This is a genomic window from Photorhabdus bodei (assembly GCF_003287735.1).
Classification (GTDB): domain Bacteria; phylum Pseudomonadota; class Gammaproteobacteria; order Enterobacterales; family Enterobacteriaceae; genus Photorhabdus; species Photorhabdus kayaii.
The window spans coordinates 1-21,822 of sequence record NZ_NSCM01000018.1; the positions used below are offsets into that span (position 1 = coordinate 1).

Annotated in this window: 14 protein-coding genes and 3 pseudogenes; 11 read left to right on the forward strand and 6 right to left on the reverse strand. The window is 42.3% G+C overall.

Annotation, left to right across the window (positions count from 1 at the left end; genetic code table 11):
- From CKY02_RS12140 to CKY02_RS12175, 8 genes and pseudogenes are all read left to right on the forward strand, one after another.
- Positions 1-155, forward strand: a pseudogene (locus CKY02_RS12140) (IS630 family transposase); the annotation flags it as partial.
- Positions 156-166: 11 nt separating this feature from the next.
- Positions 167-637, forward strand: coding sequence for a hypothetical protein (locus CKY02_RS12145; protein ID WP_112895477.1), 471 nt, complete (start codon positions 167-169; stop codon positions 635-637).
- Between the two features lie 720 nt (positions 638-1,357).
- A complete protein-coding gene (locus tag CKY02_RS12150) occupies positions 1,358-2,422 on the forward strand; it encodes a hypothetical protein (RefSeq protein WP_112895478.1) in 1,065 nt (354 codons plus the stop codon).
- Positions 2,419-3,210: a phytanoyl-CoA dioxygenase family protein gene (locus CKY02_RS12155; RefSeq protein WP_112895479.1), complete on the forward strand. Its 792-nt coding sequence runs from the start codon at positions 2,419-2,421 to the stop codon at positions 3,208-3,210. Before CKY02_RS12150 ends, CKY02_RS12155 begins: the two co-directional genes overlap by 4 nt.
- 4 nt (positions 3,211-3,214) lie before the next feature.
- Positions 3,215-4,039, forward strand: coding sequence for a class I SAM-dependent methyltransferase (locus CKY02_RS12160; RefSeq protein ID WP_112895480.1), 825 nt, complete (start codon positions 3,215-3,217; stop codon positions 4,037-4,039).
- A gap of 8 nt (positions 4,040-4,047) precedes the next feature.
- Positions 4,048-5,151 carry an NAD(P)-binding domain-containing protein gene (locus tag CKY02_RS12165; RefSeq protein ID WP_162120460.1) on the forward strand — a complete coding sequence of 368 codons (1,104 nt, stop codon included), beginning with the start codon at positions 4,048-4,050 and terminating at the stop codon, positions 5,149-5,151.
- Positions 5,139-6,200, forward strand: a complete 1,062-nt coding sequence (locus CKY02_RS12170) for a pyruvate kinase (protein WP_112895482.1) — start codon at positions 5,139-5,141, stop codon at positions 6,198-6,200. Before CKY02_RS12165 ends, CKY02_RS12170 begins: the two co-directional genes overlap by 13 nt.
- 18 nt (positions 6,201-6,218) lie before the next feature.
- On the forward strand, positions 6,219-6,653 hold the full coding sequence (locus CKY02_RS12175; protein WP_112895483.1) for a hypothetical protein: 435 nt from the start codon (positions 6,219-6,221) through the stop codon (positions 6,651-6,653).
- Between the two features lie 7 nt (positions 6,654-6,660).
- Here CKY02_RS12175 and CKY02_RS12180 read toward each other — a convergent pair whose 3' ends face one another.
- Both CKY02_RS12180 and CKY02_RS25730 read right to left on the reverse strand, forming a co-directional pair.
- A complete protein-coding gene (locus CKY02_RS12180; RefSeq protein WP_238399176.1) occupies positions 6,661-7,137 on the reverse strand; it encodes a GNAT family N-acetyltransferase in 477 nt (158 codons plus the stop codon).
- 136 nt (positions 7,138-7,273) lie between these two features.
- On the reverse strand, positions 7,274-7,399 hold the full coding sequence (locus CKY02_RS25730; protein ID WP_238399177.1) for a type II toxin-antitoxin system TacA family antitoxin: 126 nt from the start codon (positions 7,397-7,399) through the stop codon (positions 7,274-7,276).
- Between the two features lie 436 nt (positions 7,400-7,835).
- Between CKY02_RS25730 and CKY02_RS12195 the strand changes: the two genes are divergently transcribed.
- Both CKY02_RS12195 and CKY02_RS12200 read left to right on the forward strand, forming a co-directional pair.
- A complete protein-coding gene (locus tag CKY02_RS12195; RefSeq protein WP_112895485.1) occupies positions 7,836-8,264 on the forward strand; it encodes a hypothetical protein in 429 nt (142 codons plus the stop codon).
- Positions 8,261-8,767 (forward strand): hypothetical protein, encoded by a 507-nt coding sequence (locus tag CKY02_RS12200; RefSeq protein ID WP_112895486.1) that lies wholly within the window; start codon positions 8,261-8,263, stop codon positions 8,765-8,767. Before CKY02_RS12195 ends, CKY02_RS12200 begins: the two co-directional genes overlap by 4 nt.
- A 132-nt stretch (positions 8,768-8,899) precedes the next feature.
- On the opposite strand, the pseudogene CKY02_RS12205 reads toward CKY02_RS12200, so the two are convergent.
- Positions 8,900-9,128, reverse strand: a pseudogene (locus CKY02_RS12205) (IS1634 family transposase); the annotation flags it as partial.
- Between the two features lie 41 nt (positions 9,129-9,169).
- Between CKY02_RS12205 and CKY02_RS26705 the strand changes: the two are divergent.
- Positions 9,170-9,337: pseudogene (locus CKY02_RS26705) on the forward strand (hypothetical protein); the annotation flags it as partial.
- A 5-nt stretch (positions 9,338-9,342) separates the two neighbouring features.
- Here CKY02_RS26705 and CKY02_RS25735 read toward each other — a convergent pair.
- From CKY02_RS25735 to CKY02_RS12220, 3 genes are all read right to left on the reverse strand, one after another.
- Complete coding sequence (locus CKY02_RS25735; RefSeq protein ID WP_238399178.1) at positions 9,343-9,528, reverse strand: hypothetical protein; 186 nt, start codon at positions 9,526-9,528, stop codon at positions 9,343-9,345.
- A 194-nt stretch (positions 9,529-9,722) separates the two neighbouring features.
- Positions 9,723-14,174 (reverse strand): SpvB/TcaC N-terminal domain-containing protein, encoded by a 4,452-nt coding sequence (locus tag CKY02_RS12215; RefSeq protein ID WP_112895488.1) that lies wholly within the window; start codon positions 14,172-14,174, stop codon positions 9,723-9,725.
- A gap of 52 nt (positions 14,175-14,226) precedes the next feature.
- A complete protein-coding gene (locus CKY02_RS12220) occupies positions 14,227-21,804 on the reverse strand; it encodes a Tc toxin subunit A-related protein (protein ID WP_112895489.1) in 7,578 nt (2,525 codons plus the stop codon).
- Positions 21,805-21,822 lie beyond the last annotated feature (18 nt).

The following is a 21,822-nucleotide window of genomic DNA, read 5'->3' on the forward strand; positions in this document are numbered from 1 at the left end:
AACAGGTCAGGAATAACCATTATTTCGCTTCGACGACCTTGTTCAGGCAGGCAATCCATCGTTTTTTTACGGAAATATTACCGGAACTTGCCGGGAACCTGTCGTGCCGTATTAATGACAACTTCCAAGTTCTGAATCCTGCATCTTCAAGTTAAGCGGGTATAAAATGAGCCCAGATCACCTTCCACACTACACTAAAATTTTAGAAGACGGAACAGATATACGGCTTGATGCAGCATTTACACTTGCTTGGAATAATTATGATAATAAAGAAAGACTGGCCGAAGTTTTAAATCTAGAACAGAAAAAAAACGGAGGAAAACATATCATGACAGCGGGGGGGCACTATCTTGAATGTGCTTTCCATTTATATCGAGAGATGTTTAGCGGATCATCTAAAAAATCCAAAACTTTCAGAGCATCAGGATTGCTAGATCTGGCCCTAATACGAAAAAATATTGATTATCACTATTATGATAGCCTATTCCCAGAAGTTAATATAATTTCTAGAATACTTAATGATTTTCTGGATATTGATATCCCAGATGATCAGCTGTTGAATAAAAATTATGGTGACATTCTTAACAAAGTTAAAACAAAAACGATATGGTATTTCGCAAGCTATAATAACATATGATAAAAAAAATTATAAAAATTATTATAATAGACGATATAGCCTCGGACAGCTCAAAGGAAAAGACGTTGAGGAAACATTCCAATTATTACGTGATAAAAGCCCACACTTAGGTGCAAAGGGAACTCCGATTTATTTATCTATGCCACTATTAAGTTGTGATAGTATATTGATATCAGATATGTAATATGGAGAGACTCAGATTTTTCCTTAGACATATTATTAATCGTAAATCAGAGGATAATCGCCGATCATAAAGTATCATCAATCATTCCGTAGCTATATCTGTAATATACTGACTTTAAACCGTTTGTATAAAATTCATGTGTTTGTTAATTCTTAATTAAAACAAAAAATTACGAATGCTGTGCGGAGTGTTGGATCATTATAATTATCGATACTTTCCAACCTTGGGAAAATAGTGAAAAAGCTGATCTTATAACAGCACTTGGAGTGCTTAGCTTATGTGAAAACTACACGCGATTTAATGATTGCTTCAGATACGCGCTGACAATCATTGATGAAAAATGAGCATTTGATTGGTGGCAACTAGCTGCTCGCTGGTGAATATCCCAGAAGAATAAATATGGATAATAGTTTTGTATTGCGTGAAAATATTTATCAAGATTGCGAAGGAAAATAATGCAAGATTTATTGATTGAGATCGAACTCTACGATAAAACTATTCAAACATAATTATTTATAACTTAATAAGGAAGTAGAATGAAATTTCCTCGGGTAGGTGTTACACATCTTATTGAAAGAATAGAAGACTTATACTTAGATGAAATCTACAGCGCCGAAAGCATCACGTTAACAACATCTTCACAACCCAATAGTGCTCCTCATGTTGGAACATTGCTTACTTTTTCATATGTTTTTAACATTGCAAGTTATTTTAAAAAAAAGTATGCCAAGAAAGTAAATATCGTCATCGACTTATTAGATAATGCCCCAAGCCAAAGAAAGGTGGTTAATGGCGTTGAATATCAGTATATGTTGAAGCAGAGTAATAATGGGTTGAATATATTTGGAGTTAATAGAGAAATATATAATAACTGCCTAAGAATTTTATCATTATTTTCAGCTGCCGATTATAAAATTCGCGATTACAGTGATTTTTGTCTTAATTCGAATTTCTACTATGCTTTAAATGAAATGTTAGTCGAAAACATTTATTTCAATAAAATAACCAATCCGGGAGGAAGGTCTGTTCATATCAGAGCTCCTTGCCCGGAATGTGGGATAATTGAAAAAGACCCATCATCCTCTCCTGTCGTGCTTAATGAAGATAAAGAAGTAAAACTCAGTGCAATATGTCCTATACATGGTACGCATGAAACCATAGTTAAATCGAGTAAACCTGTTTTCTTAGATACCGGAACAGCACCACGAGACATAGCTAAGCAATATACGTTAGCAAAGAATAGTATAGACAACGGTACGCTCGAAATTATGATTGATGGTAGCGACTGGGCTGGAAACTGGTTTCATGATGTGATATTACCCGGATACTGCAAATTAGGTATTTCTACGAAGTACATACCCAAAAAGATTTATACTCCAGTGGTTATCACCGATAATGGCTTAAAGCTATCCAAATCTATATATATGAACAAAGGGTATGGCAGCGATATACCACCATTTCTTCTAGACATAACCAAGCTGGACGATTTAGGCATGGAATCCTATCTCTGGACTTTGTATATGCTAACCGCTCAGTGGGTTGAAATGCCGGAGAGATTATTTCATGCGCTTCCCATAAATGAAATAGTGAGTAAACTATGAATCCATTTGAACACCATTCTCTATCAAAAATTGTTGAACGCTATAAAAGAGATGGTTTTTACATAATAAAAAAATGTGTAAATGGCACTGATCTGAAAATAATGTCGGATTATTTAACAAATAAATGGCAAGCTTATTTCCAAAAGGAAGGTTATAAGAAACCACATACTAAACTCGAGCTTCATGGTGATACCTTACTTATTTCTCCAGCCTTCAGAAAGTTGGCACTCAACGATCATCTACTAAAGCTTGCTACTCTGTTACAAGGTGATGATATTCAGATTAATTATTTTGGTGCCCAGATAAATCCAAAACAGAAACCCGAAAAAAATGGAATGCCCATTCATAGAGATGGCGGTGAATTGTATGAAAATTTAGGTTATCCGTTCCCAGATCTTGGCGTAAAGTTTGCACTGTGGCTAACAGACGGTATGGAGTTAAATCGTGGAAACTTTATAGTAATCCTTGGTACACAATATCGTGAAGTAGAAAGTAATAATGACGAAACGTACAGTTTGAAAATAGAAGCTGGCGACGTGATAATGTTTGATCCGAGAATGTTACATGGCAGAGGTCCTAACCATAGTGATATTATACGGCAAGTGATATTTATGGAATATGGTCCTAGGTGGTTAGAGCCGAAATGGAATAATAGCAACTTATTAACAATTAAAAGTAATTTAAGACCAATTGAGTTTCAGTTATATTCATTATTTGATGATCCTTGGCGCTCTTTTGCACCACGCTGGATAGAAAAACCCCTTCACCGTCATCTGAATAAGGATTGAATTAATGAGCATCAGTATTTCGACATTAAATTATCTTTGCGAACTTAAAAAAAATCACGATATACAAGGAAATATATTAACTCTTGGAAAACAGATGGTATTTTTCGATTATGATACTTTAAACAGAGTGCTAAAAGAAAAAGATATACCAAATTGCAATGTAAATAAGAGTTGTGAATTTTCCCAAGACTTTGAACACCTGAAATTTGTTGAACCATATTCGCAATACTGTAATGATAAAGCTGTAATATCATCCTTATTTGGAGTTTCACCAAAAGTAATGGACATTACTGACGAATCCTATGTCGACTTTAGGCAGGATCTTAATTATAAGGTTGGCAATTGCTATGAACAGAAATTTTCTTTTATACTGGACGCAGGTACTATCGAACACATTTATGATATCCGTACTGCTCTTAATAATATTGATGCGATGTTAGTAAAGGGTGGCCTTGTCGTTCATATAACACCTGCTCATGGTTTTTTGGATCATGGCTACTATCAAATCAGCCCTCAGTTATATTATGACTTTTATTCATCTCGTGGGTATCAAATACAGCACTGTTACCTAGCCGAGATGTCTGTCAGAAAAACAAATCATTCTCAGCAAACATTTTGGCACTGGGACTGGAGTATTTCCAGGAAGAAACTAATATCTGAAAAAATGCTATTAGTCTACTTCTGTGCCAAAAAAATAAGTAATAGTGTCAATAACTTTGAAGCACCTGTCCAGGTTTTTAATGATCAGATAACCAATTCAAACATTAATAATGAGTCAATTCCTTGGGGACTAAAAAAGGTTGCCAACCTTCAACCTTTAAATGTATGAGAGCAGATATGTCGATTGGTATTCTGAAAGAGCTTATCACCAGCGAACGTCGCGTTATTGCCAACCCTGAAACTGTAAAAGCTTTATGTGATTTGGGCTATGTTGTTATTGTTGAGGGAGGTGCAGGTGAGGCCATAAATATTTCTGATCAAGAGTATATGTTAGCAGGAGCTAACATTAGTGATGCGGAGACGATTTGGAATAACTGTGATTACATCATTAAATACAAAGCGCCTATCCCAGAAGAGTACAACAGAATTCAGGAAGATCAGCATATATTTGCGATTTTTCATGCAGAAGACAATGAAGACCTTATCCGGATCTTATTAGAAAAAAAGGTTACTGCGGTTTCTCTTGAATTTTGTCATGATGGCAATAGTTTCTGCCTTGCCAAAGCTGGCGGAGCCATGGCAGGACGAATTGCGGCTATATACGCACTCTATCACTCGTTGTTACCAAGCGGTAGAGCTGGCAAGATTATCTGCAATGATAAGTCGATTAACCCAGTGACAAATGCCCTGATAATTGGTAGCGGCAATGTCGCAAAAGCTGCGGCCAAAACTTTCATTGAGAATGGATGTGAGGTGACTTTCTTGGTATCTGGAGAACGATCTCTGGATAAATTAAAAACTGAGATGTTTGACTTCGATTTTAATGCTTATATCAATGAGCCTAAGCGCCTGACAGAGATGCTTAAAGTAGCTGATATTGTGATTGGCGCTATACTGATATCAACCTATGATACGCCAACAATGATCTCTGAAGATATGGTTATTAGTATGAAGCGAGGTTCAATCTTAATTGATGCTACTGCCGGTTATGGTCCCGGGTATATAGAAACCTTTGCGCATAATACAAACTTGCGTGACCCCTATTTTTATCTACATGATGTAATGCATATCAAGATCGACAATCTTCCAGCCGCTGCCCCTATTAGCAGTGTGGCATATGCTAACGAAGTTTACCGACCTTATCTTATCGAGTGCTTTCAACACATTCAATCCAGCGGAATAATGAGTGAAACTTTTCGCAACGGTATGATTACCGAAAATGGAGAAGTTACTCATAGTGTAATTAAACATCATCAGGAAATACTACAATGGAATTTTTAAAGAAAAGCCTCACACAAGAATGTGAACCATTTATCATTGCTACGGTTGGGATGCCATGCTGTGAACCTGACGGAATTGATTTACTTCTGCGAAATGGTGTAAATGTATTGCGATACAATATTGCAGCTGATTTAGGCTATTTAGAACATAGTCGAAGAATAAAACTGGCGCGTGGCGAGATATCTAAAGCTGGCAAGGCAGGTAATGTTGCGATTATGCTTGATTTGCCGTTTCCCGGAAGAAAAATCAGGATTGGAATGCTGCCTGAAAGGAAGCATACAGTGAAGAAAGGTGAAATTGTGACCTTCAAAACTGGCAAGGAAAGTATTAATTTTCATGACTTTATTCCGGTTAATTACCCTAATATTGCACGTTTTGTCGAACCGGGAAAAGATATTAGCATTGGTGATGGGGAACTGGCTCTTAAGGTTAAACAGCAACTGTCAGATGAAAGCTTCAGTGCAGTTGCCCTGAATGATGGTTTTATACCTTGCCAGAAGTCGGTTAATTTTGGGCATATCGTTGAAGCAGAAATAGATGAGGAAATGTTGGCTTTTGTAGCGGAAACTCGACCTGACTGGATTGCTCTTTCATTTATCAATGATGTTCAGCAGTTAACTAAGTCTTTCGAAATAATGTCCCGATACGGGATTACACGATTAAACACTTCCTTCGTTATTAAAATAGAGACACAGCAAGGGGTAGATAACATTCATCAATTTATAAAATTAGTTGATGCAGTTATTATTGCACGTGGTGATCTTGCAGTTAGCGCAGATTACTTCAGACTTGGTATTAACCAAAAACTTCTAACTGATGCTTGTAAGAGAGCCAAAATGCCAGTTATCTTATCAACACAAATTCTTGAAAGCAGTTGTGAGTGGCATGTACCGGCCAGAGCAGAAATTTCAGGTCTAACGTATGCTATTCTTGACGGTATTAATGGTATTATGTTAGCTAAGGAAACTAGCAGTTTGAATAATATCTCACGTCCATTGATAGTGATGAACGAAATTATCAATGAGTGTAAGAAATTTAAATTACAGTAGAGAAAGGAGTGATATAGTTTGAAATTACTTTCCGCGGCAGATACTATTATATTAAGTCTTCATGAAAATGCATGGAATATGATAGTATCAGGAATGAAAACTCATGAATTCAGAAGACGATTTCGCCGAGAACAAACATTGGCTTTTATATATGTAACTCATCCCGTAAAAGAAATTAAGGGTGTGATTTTTTTGGATAAACCAATAGAGGGAGATGCTGAGAAAATTGCCAAAATAGCTGAATCTTCTATTCCTGGGAATGGAAAGTCAGTTTATGAATATTTTATTGAGAAAGATTTTGGTCTGGCTATTCCCGTGAGAAGTATACGTAAAATTAAACCTCTAAGGTTGGACTACTTACGAGAAAAATATAATTTTACTGCCCCCCAGTTTTACTTATCACTAAAAGACAGAGATTCGCTGTATTGTGAATTAATTCAGGCAATTTTGTAATCCCTCTCTAGTTCCTCGACAGGAATTTAGCCATACTGGTTGTTTTCTGTTTGAGGAATTTATTTGCGCTATTTTCATTCTGTTTACCTAATGGAAGCATCAGCGTGTATGGCTGAAATGCCCACTGTTCCGCCGTGCTGGCGACCCGCTTCCAAGCATCCTGGAGAAGCAAAGCCCCTAACTTTTTCCCTTGATATTCCACATCGACAGCCAGACGGCCGAGAAGCACTACAGGGATAGGATCTGGCATATTGCGTTTAAGCGATGGTGTAGATTCAATATGATTAATTGAACCGGCGCTTAGACAATAATAACCGATAACGTCTTTTGTGTCTTCCTTGCAAATAACAAATGTGCGGCTCGCGCCGAGCTTATTATTTTTTAAAGCCCGGCATGAAAGCCATTCGTTTAATGTTTCATGCTGGCAATAAAAATCATTTATATTATGTTCAGCCATTAATATTTCAGGTGCGCTTATTCCCATGGTACTTTATATTCCATGAGTTTTTAAAACCTGCATTATCAGAAAGCGGTTGCTCCAGCATCTGCATGAACGCATGATATTTTTCGTCGTTAATGAAAAAGTGGCTCTGATTGAGTATGGCCTATTCGGCAGCACGTCAGGCAGCATCCAAGATGAAATCAGTTCGGGTCTTTGAGTGCAGGTTTGCTGCATGGTCAATAAGCTCCCGCTGGAAGGCTTTCGCCCGGATGTTGATCGGGGTTTCTTTAGGTTGTGTTCTCATGAATCATCTGTGTAGCAAATTGATAGACAGCCATTATAGCAGTCGTGTAACTAACAGCTAATTTTGTCCGTGAGACTAGAGTCACCATTCAAGATTGTAAAGAGGTAGGAACATACACCGATTCTAGGTCAACAGAATATTATTGTTTGGCAGGTATTGCACAAGGTATTGATGAATGGGAGGATGTTGTCAGAGACAAATCTATTTCAAATAGAGCATGGGCCCACCATGGAATGGGCGACGGTAATATTTATTACAACCCCATTAAGGGACAAATCCTATTTTCACATTGGGCGGGTATGGTTCGTGTTTATAGTTCAAGGGGCTTTAATGACAGCTACACCGAAGATCATCGGCTCGTTTCCGTGTAAGAAAGTGGCGGATTAATCCGATGTATCAGATGTGAAACAGTAGCAAGAACACACAAGAGGTCTGAATGAGTTCAGAGAAAATAGCTTTCATTTTTCCTACCGCAAAAGATGCCGAAGGTAGGGAAGGGCCGATCCTTAATTTTCAATGTGCAGCATTACCTGTTGAAATGAAACTCGCTATTGCAGCTGCTTTTGTTGGACTTCAACAATCTAAAAACTACCTGATTTCTATAGATGTTACTGATAGAAATGGCACAACAGTTTTAAACGGTCAGGCAAAAGAAATACCCGTAAAAATACCAGTAACCGCTAATGATCCTGAGGCAGAACCAACTGACGTGCCTGGGTTTTTGAGTATTTCAGTTTTGACTAGAGTAGCAAATACCGGTGTTCATATAATAAGATGTTCTATAGCCCATGCTGATACGCCTGACGAGACTATTCATGAAACAGAAGCCCGCTTTAGGGTAAATCTTACCGGAGGCGTGCAATGAACAATGAAAATTCTGTCATTGATGGTATGCAATTTTCTAATGGTCGGTGGTTAGCTAGTAATATTTCACCAAGTAGACATTCACATGATAATGGTTCATCATTAAAACCGGGTAGCGGAGATGGTGGAGGTGGAGATATGTTGGAAGCTCGTGTTGCGAGACTTGAGTCTGATGTTGAGCATATTAAAGCCAGTATGAGCGATATGAAGGCCGATCTGAAATCGGTTACTGGTGATGTCAGCTCAATGAAGACCGACGTTGCTGTTATCATGCAAAAATTAGATGGAATAAGTAGCGTACTATCTAAGGTACCAACAGATGACAAATTGAACGTCAAATTTGAGATGATTAACACCAAAATTAGTGAAGTGAAAAGCGAAGTTACGCTACAGGAAGCCAAGACGGAAAGTAAAATCAAAGACGCAAGATTACATATAATTTTGTGGATACTTGGCTTACCATCTCTCGCTTTTGCGCTCTATCACGCTTATCTGCTACTCTAAAATCATACATCAGCCCGCAAAGCCCACGAGGGGCTTTTCATTTCTAGGCCGCTTAACTGCGGTTTTTTTATGGAGTTTCCCCATGCCAGTATCAACAGAATCAGAATCCAGAACTGGCGATTTGTCCGAAACGCTGAAAGCGATAAAATTCACGTTCCGTAGCTGCTGTTTAGCTTCCTTAACCGTTAACGGCACACGGGTAATAAGGCGTTGTTTTTGTTGATGAAGTGAAGATATTCGCTTCACTATACAGCGTGGCATCCGTGACAAAATAGCGGCTGTTTTGCGCCGCTTTCAGACAACTAATGTGGTGTTTTGTGACTTCCGCGAACGCTTTGGCATCGTTGGTATTCCCACTCATTTCAAATGGTTTAATCTTTCTTGGTGCTAAGGATATTTTCAATGAGTAAATATGAAAAGCTTGGTATTGGTGTTAACTATAAGTCATCTTTTTCGAAAGAAATTTATAAAAATATTCAACATATTGATGTTCTTGAAGTACACTCCAAAAAATTTTTTTGGGATAAGGAAGACACTTATTTAGAAAAATGCTGTAACGAGGTACCGATTATATTTCATGGTCTTGATATGTCATTGGGAAGCGAGGAGAGCTTGGATAGTGAGTATATATATCTGTCATCTTTCAAGTTGCTTCTTTGTTGGCTGCACTCACTCACCCCGGTCACATCGTTATCTATGCTCCCGGGGATTCGCTCCCTTGCCATCGCGATCCATCTTGAAATCCATAGGGTATATAACATTTTTAATTGAATCGCTGATTTCTCTTGCAGAAGAGAAAGTGGTTATTTTTAGTTCTCATGATGATAGATTTTTACAGAATTGGATTTTATTACTTATGAAATAAAAGGTAACAAAATATCCTGTTCCTCTATTTAGAACTCACAATGTAGTTTATATTCGCTCGTTAACATTAAACGAGCGAATATGGGTTCAATTACATAATCACGTCAGCGGCCGTATCATTTTCATCCTCACTCACAGTAAACCACGGGAAATATTGGCTCTGTCGCAGCCAGCCTTTTGCGGTAATAACTCGGATTTCCCGCCCAATCGGATCATAAATATGCGTATCGGCATAGGCCCCTTTTCTGGCGCTATCATCACTCACATATCGCCAGTCGTTGAGGAAATAGGGCTGATAAGTTCGTATCGTCTGTCCCTTATTGTCATATTCAGTGCGTCCCGTGACCGCCCAGCGCGTTTTGGTATCTTCCATTTTTGTCACCAGAGAACCATCTTGGTTACGTTGCCAAGCTTCGCCTGCCTCATGCCGTACAGATGCTTGCAACAAACGGCCAAAACCATCACTGAATGCGACTTGCTGATGAATTTGCTGCCCAGAATCGCGGTCATAGCGATCCGGGGTCAGCGTAAGGTTATGGGGAGGTAAACCGATGCTGTTAGTTAACAGATTAACCAATGGCGTACTAGCCTGTTGACTTTGCAACCAACGGCGGCGAGCCAGTGCACAAATACGCCAATCTTTCGTGATAATCCGTAAATCACGCAGTGTCTTTTGCTCTTCCTGCGTTAATGTGTTGAAGGTTTCCTGACTGAATAGTGGCATCCAACTGTCTGGTGCATAGACCAGACACTGCGCGACAGGGAGTGGTCCGGTCAGAGCAATGGCAGTATTGATATCGATTGGTGGAGAGAATGGTTTTTCTTCCGGTGAGGAGTAACCTGTTTTCACACCATTTTCGATTCCCCAGAAACGTTGTGTGACAGGGCGTCCTAATGCATCCAAGATTATGAGATGCACATTATCATTGATATCAGTCAGTTGCACAGGTGTGAGAAAACGCCAGTCATAATTGGCTAAGACAGTCAAACCAGCCGCGTCTTGGGTTTGAGTGATGACACAGTAGTGGGTATCCCATTGCAGCGTCGTTTTCCCGGTTAACAGGGTGTTACGTTGTGCGACAGGACGCCAAAATTGTGCCTCAGTTCCGTAATCGGTATAGCCTTGACGTGCTACCCAGACTTTGTTTTCGCCGGTGCGTGGAAACAGATAAGGCTCTTGTTGATATCCTGCTTGTGTCAGAATGCCGGGTAATTCATCTGGCGTGATACCGCCATCAAATGCGGATAACAGAGATTCTGTTAATACCGCCGTTTCGGTAAAGGCGATTAAAGCTTGTCGTGTCGGTATTTCCAATGGTGCTTGGTTTTTCCCATCGGTATAGAACGTTCTTTGCTGATTAAGGTATTCGTGTGGTTTGTCATCGGCAATCAGACTATTTTCAGCACATAGGGCTTCCAGATTTAAACCATCAACAGGCACCTGTTTGGCATCGTAAGTAAAGGCATCACTGCGTGTACCATCCGGTAATCCCAGCACTCTGAGTTCATTACCGGTTAGATGGTGCCAACTGGATTGCTGGCAGGTTAATCGCAATAGTTGTTGTTGATCGTCATAACTGCTGGCAAATAGCGTATCCGGTAGTGTATCGGGATACGGATTGGTTGTTGGTTGATTGCGGCGGGGATATTGCATTGAAACCTGTTTCAGAGGTTGCCCGAATTGGTCGCTGGACAGCGTAATATCCTGATTGCACTGAGGATCACCGATAATACGTTCATAGTGATAACTACGGCTTTCCACGACCGAGGCCCAAAGCACCGGGGAACCGGTAGTGCCATCTTGTAATTGGCGCACTTGTGGACGAGATTCAGTCACTGCATAGGGGATATTTTGCTGTTCGCTGTCATCCAGCCCGTAGAGCTCACTACGCAGTAGCTGACCTTTTAGTGCCCGGTTGAACCAGTACAGATTATCATCATTTTCCGGTGTCGCCGGAACATCTTTGCCCTCTTTCCAGCGAGTAAAGCGTGGCGTAAAACCGGTGAACGCTTGTTTATCACCACGCCAATACCCGGCAGATAGCGTATTGTCTACCTCCGAGACTCCGGTGGCATACCAGTTTTTGGTGAGTGCCGGTGGTGTGCGTTCCGGGGCATTGCCTTGAGCGAGTTGATGGCTGTCTGTCTGCTCAACATAACCAAAGCCACGAAATTCCCGTTCACGTCCATCCCAAGCGCCGTGAGCGTAACGTAACGTGGTCACTAATTTATTGCCGCTGATTTCATCCTCGGTCTCTGTTTGCCACAGAGTATGGACCGGGAAGGGCAGGTAACAGACCGGTGTTTGTCCGGTCGCCAAGGCTGCGGCTTTGTCATCCAACCAGAACTGGGAGGAGCTACGGTAATGCAGGGTGTGATGAGCGCCCATATTGTTGTTCATTTCACTGAGCAACCACGGTTTCGCATTGGTCAGATCGCAGCGCCAATGATGTGGCGCCATATGCGGTACGCTCAGGATCAGGCTGACAGCCCCTAATCCCTGAACATCAGCCACTTGTAGCTGGCAAGTATCATCAAAACGCAGGCCGTCAGGAAAACGGAGTGTGAATGGTTTTGCAAAGCTGTTACCACTTTCATTCTTGAAAATCTCCAGACGGTCAGTATGAACATAAATCAAATCGGCAGGACCACTGCCATCCAGATCGGCCAGATGAACTCGGTCGGGATTAAAGTTGTTGGCAGATTGGCTGAATCCCGGCAATGTAATTGGCTGACCAAAACGGCCATGTCCCAGATTTGGCCAGCAGGTGACTTGAGTTGCACTAACTTCAACCAGATGTGCTTGGCCCGAACCGAGTACGTCACTAAATGCTACTAACTTACGGGCATCGGCACCCGGTAACGGCAGGGTGATATCACCGGATTGCACCACATCCCGCCCTTGGGTAAAACCATCACGGTTATTAGCATACAAGCGCACACTTTTGGGGCCAATCAGTACTAAATCGGACAGCCCGGCCCCCATTAAATCGGCAAGTTGAGCACGGGGATGAGAATATTCTATCGGCAAGGCATCTAATGGTGTAAAGCGTGTCCAGCTACCATCTGGGTGTTGGCTGTGATAACCCCTTAGCCCCGGTCCGGTGATAACCCAGTCCAGTTGCCCGTCACCGTTAATATCCATCAGTGAGGCGTTATCCTGCAAAGCTGGCGTGATGAGAAGGAGTTGCATTTTCCCCCAGGTGACCGCATTCATCTCTTCCCCGGCTTGGCGTTGGGCAGATCGATACCACCAGCCATTTCTATCCTGATATAGAATACCGGGTACGCCTTCTCCTTTCAGGTCAAGCAGTTGCCAGCGCTGAATGGCGTTGAAATTTGCCAGTACATCCATTGATTGCCAGCGTGCTTTTTGTTCTGGCTCAAAAGGCTGGTAAGCCAGCTCCAGTGGTGGCAGTGAGATGACGGTATTGTTGTCCTCATGACCTATCCGACGGACAGAAACGAGCGTGCTGATCACCGCGTTTTCATCGTAATCCAGTATCAGACGTGAAACCAACGCGGGTTCATCGTCCCCTTTTGCTTGACCAGACAGGGTTTGTAGATGGTGAAACATCAGGATTTGACGGCATAAGCGCCGGGTGCGCAATTCAAAACCGTATTCATAACGGGAAAAACGGTCTTGGCGGCAAAGCCAGAGACTTGAGGCTTTAAACGGCGGTATTTCAGATAAGCTGTTTTTGCGTTCACCGTAATCAAATACTAAACAGAACAACCAGCCAGATTTGAGTGGGTCATCTCCGTTGAGCGTGGGAAAAACGTCGCTGGCGGTCAGGTTACCGTAATGTATTGCTTGCAGATAGCGTTGAACGGTTGCATTCGAGTGGGCTGCGAGCTCGTCAGTTTCGCAATCTGTTTCATCTTCGGCTCGATATTGATAATAAATCTGTTCGCCGTGGGATGATACCGAAGCTTCCAACAGCCATTGTGCCGTTTGGTTAACATATTGCGCTGTTTGCGTAGCATCTAGTGGATTGCTGATACGTGCTTGAGGATTTTTGCCCAGTAAATGGACCTGTCCGTCGGGGCTGTATATCAGCCAGAAATCGGTTGTGCCGGTTGTTTGGGGTTGCCAGTATTCCAACCGGCTAAAGTGGCTTTCTAAACGAGAACGATAACCGGTAACGGTGAATGTCGCCCCTAAATTGATGCCCTGCAATGAGGATTCATTGCGGATATCAGCTTGACCTGCCTCATTTAATGCTACGACCAACACTTCACCTTCCGGCCCCAGAAAAGTATCGGTTTCATCGTAATTCGGCACGCCGGTACTGGTGCGACGACGAATTGTCATGACGTTGCAGTCCCAACCGAGACCAAACGGGCTGTTACCGGTTCCACTGTTGTAATTCAGAGTGAGTGAGGGGGCGTAACCACGCCCGGCAGAAATGGGTAATGGCAGGGATAAGGCAGCCATACCATCCGGCCCGGTGGGTGTTAACGCTTCACCCATACCGGTAATAGCACCGCCGCCCTTGGGTAATGACAACTCGGCAACACTGAATGTCTGTGAATTCTGCATGAAAACTCCTTACAGGCTCCGATTCGGAGCCTGTTTTAGTACGTTGGGACGGTTATTTAATGGTGTAGCGAATATGCAAAATGATATCGTTCAGGGTTTTTAGCATAGTGGCTTGTTTACCTTTGTCCGGCGTTGATGCATTTGGGAAGCTCAGGGTCAGCGTGCCTTGATCAATGGCGATACCTTCGAATGGCAGGAATTTGCCATCGTTGAAATCGAGCTGAAACTGGCCGCTGTCATTCATACCGTGAGAAATTGCCAATGCTTCACAACCGTTAGCTAATCCGGCTTTATCGCTGTAAGACAATATTGCCTGCACATCCTGATAGGGTCCTAGCAGCGCGGGCAGGGTGACACTGATCTGTTTGATACGTCGGATTTTGCCAATGGATTCCGGGTAATCCTCACGAATTTTCAAATCAGCTAATGAAATGGATGCCTGCAAAGAGGTTTTAGTGTCCGTGCCGGTGCCAAATGCCAAATTATTATTACCACTGCCGGCACTGCCTGAGCCTTCATTCACCAGCTTCTCGATTTCCTGAGTTAGGGAGAATGGGCCTTTATCTTGCGGTAACTCAGCATAAACTTCGGCCAGCGACACTGTGCGTTCGACCTCCAGTGCACGTTTATCGCGTTTCAAATGGGCATCTTCCATTTGTGCCAGACTTAGCATTAAAGTTTCACCAGCAAGCAGGCCGGCATAGGTTCCTTGCCAGGCACCCGGTTTAATGAAGCGGGCAGAGTCATCATTGAGTTCCCAACGGTAAGCCTGTTCTGCCATTAAACAACGTGCGACAGCCAAATCGTAGAACTGGAAGTAAATCGCCGCCAGCCGGCCACGTAGCCAGTTGTACAACGCTTGATTGCTGAACTTACGTTGCAGGAAGGTCAGTTGAGATCGGGTCTGTTCTTGCTGGGTTTTCAGGCTGTTTTTTTGCAATACGGCGGCTTCACGGCGTACTGCCAACGATTTAAGTTGGGCGTCGAGTTGTTTCAGCTCCGCTTCGGCATTATTACGCTGGATCTCCCACTCCTGACGGCGGCGACGGTAGGTTTCAGATTGGCTAATTTTATCCGCTTCGGTGTTCATAACATTAGCGGAGAATTCCATCACATAACCTGTTGCCTCAGCGATAGCTCCCCAGCGACTACCACCACCGGCGAAGCCGAAGATGTTAGGCACCAAATCAGCCGCCGCGCCAGCCAGACGGGATGCTTGAACTGCCGTGGTGAGCCCGGCCGCGGTCGCTCGTAGCGTCATGGCTTGGTTTTCGCCAGCGTTGATGTTTTCATCGTACAGCTTGCTGTAACTCTCAAAGCGCGATTGTGCCCCCGCTTTGGATTTTTCCAGCACGGTTTTCTCGGCATCCAATTCTTCAATGGTTTTGTCCTGAATGCTCAGGTTAGTCAATATCAGCTCTGCGGCCTGATTTTGTAATAACGCATTGAGTGCTTCCGCGTCCTGACGTTCGATAATATTTTGTAATGTGGAGCCGAACTGGGTGAGCTGGCTAACCATGCCGCGTGCATTTTCCAGCATGTGCGGGAAACGCCACAGGGACATAAATGGCTCTGGTAGATTGCCTCCGCCTTGAGATGTGGCAACCGCCGCGCTGAGTAACGCTTTCGGGTCCGCCGGCGTGGCATAGATTGGCAGATAGAGCGGCTGACCGTCGATAGAGAGGTTATGACGCAGGTTGTATACTCTCTGAGCTAATGTCTGCCAGTAATTCATCATCACTTCATTGATTTGTGGCAAGAAGAGATCGGTCAGGGTATTGGCGCTGAGCAATGCTAAAAGTGCCGGTGTACTCTGCCGCAGAGCGACTATTGAGCTGGCGTGAGCATTTTGGGTAGTAATATCAGCGGCTCTGTCCAGCCGTGGATCACTCCATGTGGTACTCAGCGGCAGATAAGGTTTATCGCCTAACAGATGCAGCGCTTGCATATACCACATCTTCGCTTCGTTAAGTGTATCTCGCTCCAGTTGGCGGTAAGCGTGATCGCCGCGTGCTATCAACAGATCAAGGGTGCGCATAAAGGTTGAGACTTTGTAGTGCATTGGATCGTGTTGTGCTACCGCGTCAGGATCGACGGAATCTAAAGGATCACTGTTCCAACTGGTGTCTTCCAGTAACGGGCGGACGTTCCACTGGTAGTTTTGAATCTGGCCGTGGACAATGTACCCGGATGGGCTCCAGACATATTTCAGCCAGCGGTTAGCTTCGTCAAAGTTTTGTTCATGCAACAAACGTTGAGCAACCAGCATCGGGGTATAGTAGAACAGTTCCCAGAAATAAAGGCTGTTAGCGCCGGTGAAATCCATCGGTTCAGTTTTTTGATTTTCTATAAAAATAGGATCACGGTTTTTTTCATTACCTTTGGGATAATAACCTTGAAAATTCGTACCATTCTTAAACCAAAACTCGCCAATTTTTATTGGATCAGCAGAATATTTTACAAATAAATAAATCCAGCTATCGTTCCCTTTATTATCCACTGGTTTTGTATTGTTACTACGCTCTTTTACGGATATATAAGTTTCAGAGAGATTAATTAATTGATTTTTATCTGTTAGTTCACCCTGATAAATGACATTTTTTTGATCAGATTGTTTTTCACTGTTTCCTAACATAATTGTGATATTTTTGCTGTTACCATGAAGACTTGAGTCGTATATTGGTAATGTTGCAGTAAAATTATCACTCCATAAAACAGGCTCCTGAATATTCTGAGTTTCCATACTCAGAATTGTATCGATTCCGGTAGAAGCGCGTGCAACCAACTGGCGGGCGAATAGAGTATTCAGGCGAGTACGATAGGCTTGCCATTGCATATATTGCGCACCATTTTCATTATGGTGAAGGGTCAGGGCATTATCGGTACTCACCTTGCGGGTGACAGGAATAGTGAAACTTTCATAACCTAGCTTGCGCCCATCCTCCGCCAATGCAGTAAAGGTGACATCAATACTGGCTGAATTATTATTAAAATTCAGACCAGTGCCATCTATTTCGAGGGTATTAAATTGATAATACATTTCATCAAAACTAGGTGATGGCTGAACGGAGACATCTTTATCCGCGGTAAAAGTTTGTTCTTTGCTACCCGCTTTTACTATTACCTGAACTTTTGCAGCAGGAATTGCAGTTTTGATCTCTTCCGCGTTATAGACATCAGTAGCAATAATACGGAGCCCATTATTTGTGTCCTCCATATAGAGATATTGCTTAAATAAAGGTTCTTGATCAGAAGTGTCTATAATGTAGCCGTTATCACTATTGGTAACTTCTGAATATAGGCTTTTCCCCCAATTAGGAAGAAAGACACTTACTTTACCAATTTGGTTATCCCGATAAAACAGTAATCTACCCTGACTATTATTAGTGGTGTTTCCACTATATTGATAAACCGGGTATATTAACTTCTTATTTGATGTCCATTGTGTATTGACACTCAGATTGGTATAGATAATAAATTTATCACCTAATTTGCCATATTTTTTTATCAGGTCGCACTGATGACGAGTTCGCTCATCAGCTCCTTCATAGGTAATTCTTAACTTAGGTGAGATATGGATTTTTAAATCACTTGATGAGGCTTGGTAACGGATAATTGGAATATCTCCGCCATGCACCATACTGAGGTTATATTCTCCTCTGCCATAACTGTTATTGCTATTTACCGATGAAGGGATTTCATAATCCTCTGCATAGCGATTATTCACTCTTCTGACATTATTAGTATCGAATTGTTGATAACTATTATCCCGATAAACATTGCTCTGTTCTGGGGTCATATCTTTGGATGCCATATCGGCAAAGATATATAGCCCTTGCATTGCAGCGGTTTTATAACTATCCAGTGTATCCTGTTGATTATAAAACATCACCAGCAACGTATCTTCACCCTGATAACCGGCACAATAGAGCCCAGGCGCTTTATTTTTTGCCAGCCCTAGTTTGGATATTTTTTCATTGACATCAAAGGTAATTGGCGTATTCCAGGTGCCGTCATAACGGATATGCGCTAATTTCAGCTCATAACGATAATCTGTCTCGGTTTGATAGCCATCTTTACTATTTCCGGTCTGTTTGGTGATCTCCTTTTGTTCCAACCAGAGCAGATACAAGCGGGATTTGTACATTACTGGCCGAATCGTGCTTTGGTAAGGATTAATTGGACAATCAATTTTGTGCCACTCGCTCCAGGCGTTAGCCGCGAATTTACCGTCGCTGAATTTACTGTGATCGACACTGCGCCAATAATATTCACCGGTATCAGTTTCACTGAGGCCGATAAAATAGGTTAGCCCTTGATCGTTATTAATATTATCGTGATACGCGCTAACAACTTTAAGATTAGCCACCTGTTCAAACGAAGTCAGATAAGACATAAAGGCGTCTTCGACCGTATCGGCGTTTAATTGGCTTTGGCTGACGGATTGCAGTAATGCGTCCATCATTTTGGTTTGCCCGATGCGCATGGTCGGATCAATATAGTTTTCTGGATAGTAAACTAATTGAGAAACACCCGTCCAGGTGCTGTAGCGTTTGTTGTATTTGTCCCAGTCGATAAAGAATTGGCGGCTGATAACCCCTGAATTAGCATTTTCTTCCACATTTTCCAATGCCCGGTTGACGTACAGTTGAATGCTGGCAATGGCTTCAGCGATCCGGGTGGTTTTGATTGCAGCGGAAACTTGATTATCAATCAGTAAATATTGATACAAGTCATCACGGCTTTTAATAGCCGCCGCTGCCTTAGCAACTTGACGGATATAGTAGGTGCTTAATGCGGCACTGCGAGATTCATCCAGAAAAGCGTGTAATGTATTGGCCTGTTGTGAATTCAATCCGGCGGTTAACACGCCTGCCGCATTTTCCCACTGGGCATAGGTCGGTGTCTCTTTCATTGATTGAATATAATCCAGCCCGACCAAAGCGGAAACGCCCTGCGGGGCGACATTCAATTGTTGTGCAACATTAATCCATTGCAGGATAGTATCGATAGATGTCCAACAGGAGAACGCATTTTCTTGCGTCACTGGCGGAAGATGTTGATGGTTTTGTGCTTGAGTACTGGCTTGCAACAGCAAATTAGCATCAAGATTCATGGCGTCAGCCAGTTGTTCTGCCGTTAACGTGTTAGCTTCAAATGCCGCTAATACAGAAGAGGCTTTTTCACCTAGAGCGTTCACCCAATCTGCAAAACGCGTCAGCATGATCAATGAAAGGACATCATGTGCAGGTATTGCCTCAGTTGACGTGCTAAACATCTCTGGTTTTGTCACAAACAGGCGGAAGGCGTTTTCGTTGATGCCGGTGGAATGGTAAACCATTTCTAATTGTGCCAGAGCCTGACAATACTGAACGATATGTTCCTGCGTTTCTACTGCTTCCGATGAATCCGGCGTATATTGAGTATTCAACCAGTCCCAGAATTTTTCTGCTGTCATTGCGCCGTCGCCGGGCTGTAACTTATCTGCCCAAAGCAGTACTGAATGGGCGACATTTTCCGATGATAATTGCAAGGTGGCCGCAATATAGGGCGCCATGGCATGTAGTAAATCTGCTTTGTCTTTGTCAAAACCTTGTAAACCATGGTAGACGGCATCTAGCAGATTCTTAATTTCAGGCGTGAGCGTTTTGTTATAGCTGGTGGCGGTCATGACAAATAACTGGAATACACTCCACTTCTGTGTCTGTAACCAGCCGGTAATGGTATTGAGTTTTCTGATCAAGGTAGCCAATTGCTTATCACTGATAGCGGATAAATTAGTTTCCCCTTCACCCACAGCAACCAGCAATAAATCCAATTCATCAATGGTTAATTGATGGATTTCTGCCAGTAATTTCCCGATATATAAATTGGAAAGATTCTTTAGGCTATTTTTAATCTTTCCGTCTTTGTTATTATGGTCGGTAATTTTAAGCAAGCGGTAGAGTGAGACATCATCGATATTAAATGCACGCTTGAGTATGGTTTTGCGCCAATCACCGGTGCTACCTAGATTTAAATCAATCTCTTCATCTCCGGTAGAAAAATATTGACCGCTCAGTAATGGTGTATTAAACAGGCGATCAAATTGGCTAGGTTGATTATTATATGAGCGTTGTGAAATAAGCGCGTTGCATAGTATTAGGGCAGTGTCAGCATTAACAGCATAACGCTGCATATAATATTTAGTCAGAAAAACTTTACCTAATACTTCTGTGTTGATATCCAGTTGTGGATTAACACTGCGCACAATGCCTTCCAGAATAGTGGGTGACAATTCTGTTGCACGGGATAAGCGAATTGCTTTATTGAGTTTTAGCAGGAAAGAGTATTGGTTATATTCCTCAACGGTAAATTTTGCGGCAGCATAGGCGTAATTAGTATTAGGAAGTACTCTTGTTAGGCCAATTTCAAAAGGTTGACTGATATCTGTGGTACTTAATGTGATATGTTCTGAATATTCTATGTTGACCTGAGGAGCTCCTTCAGTTCTAACAAGTTCTCTTTTGTCATTTAACTTAATGGATAAATAAGAGGCATTCCAGAAATCTTTGAATTTGTAATTTAACTGGTAATTCTCACCACCGTGGGGAAAGAGTTCTACGTCTACTTGATAAGCATTTGTTGTATATTCGCGGGTAATCCGATATACCTTGACCGTGCCATCACTGTTATTGACTACCGGAGTAATGAGCTGGTTATTACTATATTCCTGTTGACCGAAATTACTGGCTTTACCAATAAATTGGCTAAGTTCTTCATCACTTAAATTGTAATAACGTTTAAGGTATTCCGGCATAGCCAGTGAGGCCGGTTCGATATTGCCAAAATTTTTCTTATAAAGTTCCTCGGCATTACCTTCGGTAATCTCCTCCGTCAGAATATTAAACAACTCAGGTGAAATTGAAGCGTTAATACCCAATAGGGAGGCTTGATGCATTAGCCCGGCAATTGCCGATGATGCATTGAGTTGCTCAAGTCCAGGATCTTGTAACTGGATAACTTTACGCACGTTTTCATAAGCGTCGTGGTAAGGCGTTTCGCCGGAAGGACGGAAAGTGGAGAGCATTTCCATCACTTTTGTATAATTATCCAGCTTAGACTCAGTTTTAATACTTTCCAATAATAGCTCGTTGGACAAAGAGAGTGTGGAAAGTTCTGTATCCATATTTTGTTGACTGAGCGCCATTGATTTGAGATCTGGGCGGCGGGTCTCCAGATAATAAACGGAGTCACTTGCGTGTAAATTGCGTGCCTCACGATAAAGCTCAGTCAAATAAGCAGCGGGGGAGAACATGGAGGAAACGGTACCCGGCGCGACATATTGACTGGCTCTGCCGCCAAATTGACTGTTATAGCCTATCAGTTCGGCATTAGGGGCGATGATGGCAAGATGTACGGCATTTTGTAATTGAGGATTGGCGCGTTTGAGAATACGCGCTTCATATAGCCGATTATCCTTTTGGGCCTGTTGTGCATCATGATATAAGTCGTGTGCTTCGGACCAAGAGAGGTGAGCAGAGACTTGCTGATGAAATTCGTTAAAAGAACTGTGGCTAATATCTGTCAGACAGTGAAAACCACACTGGCTTTTTAATACATCAGGCATCTCTTTTACAGACTCGTTCATATTTATTCCTTTTAAATC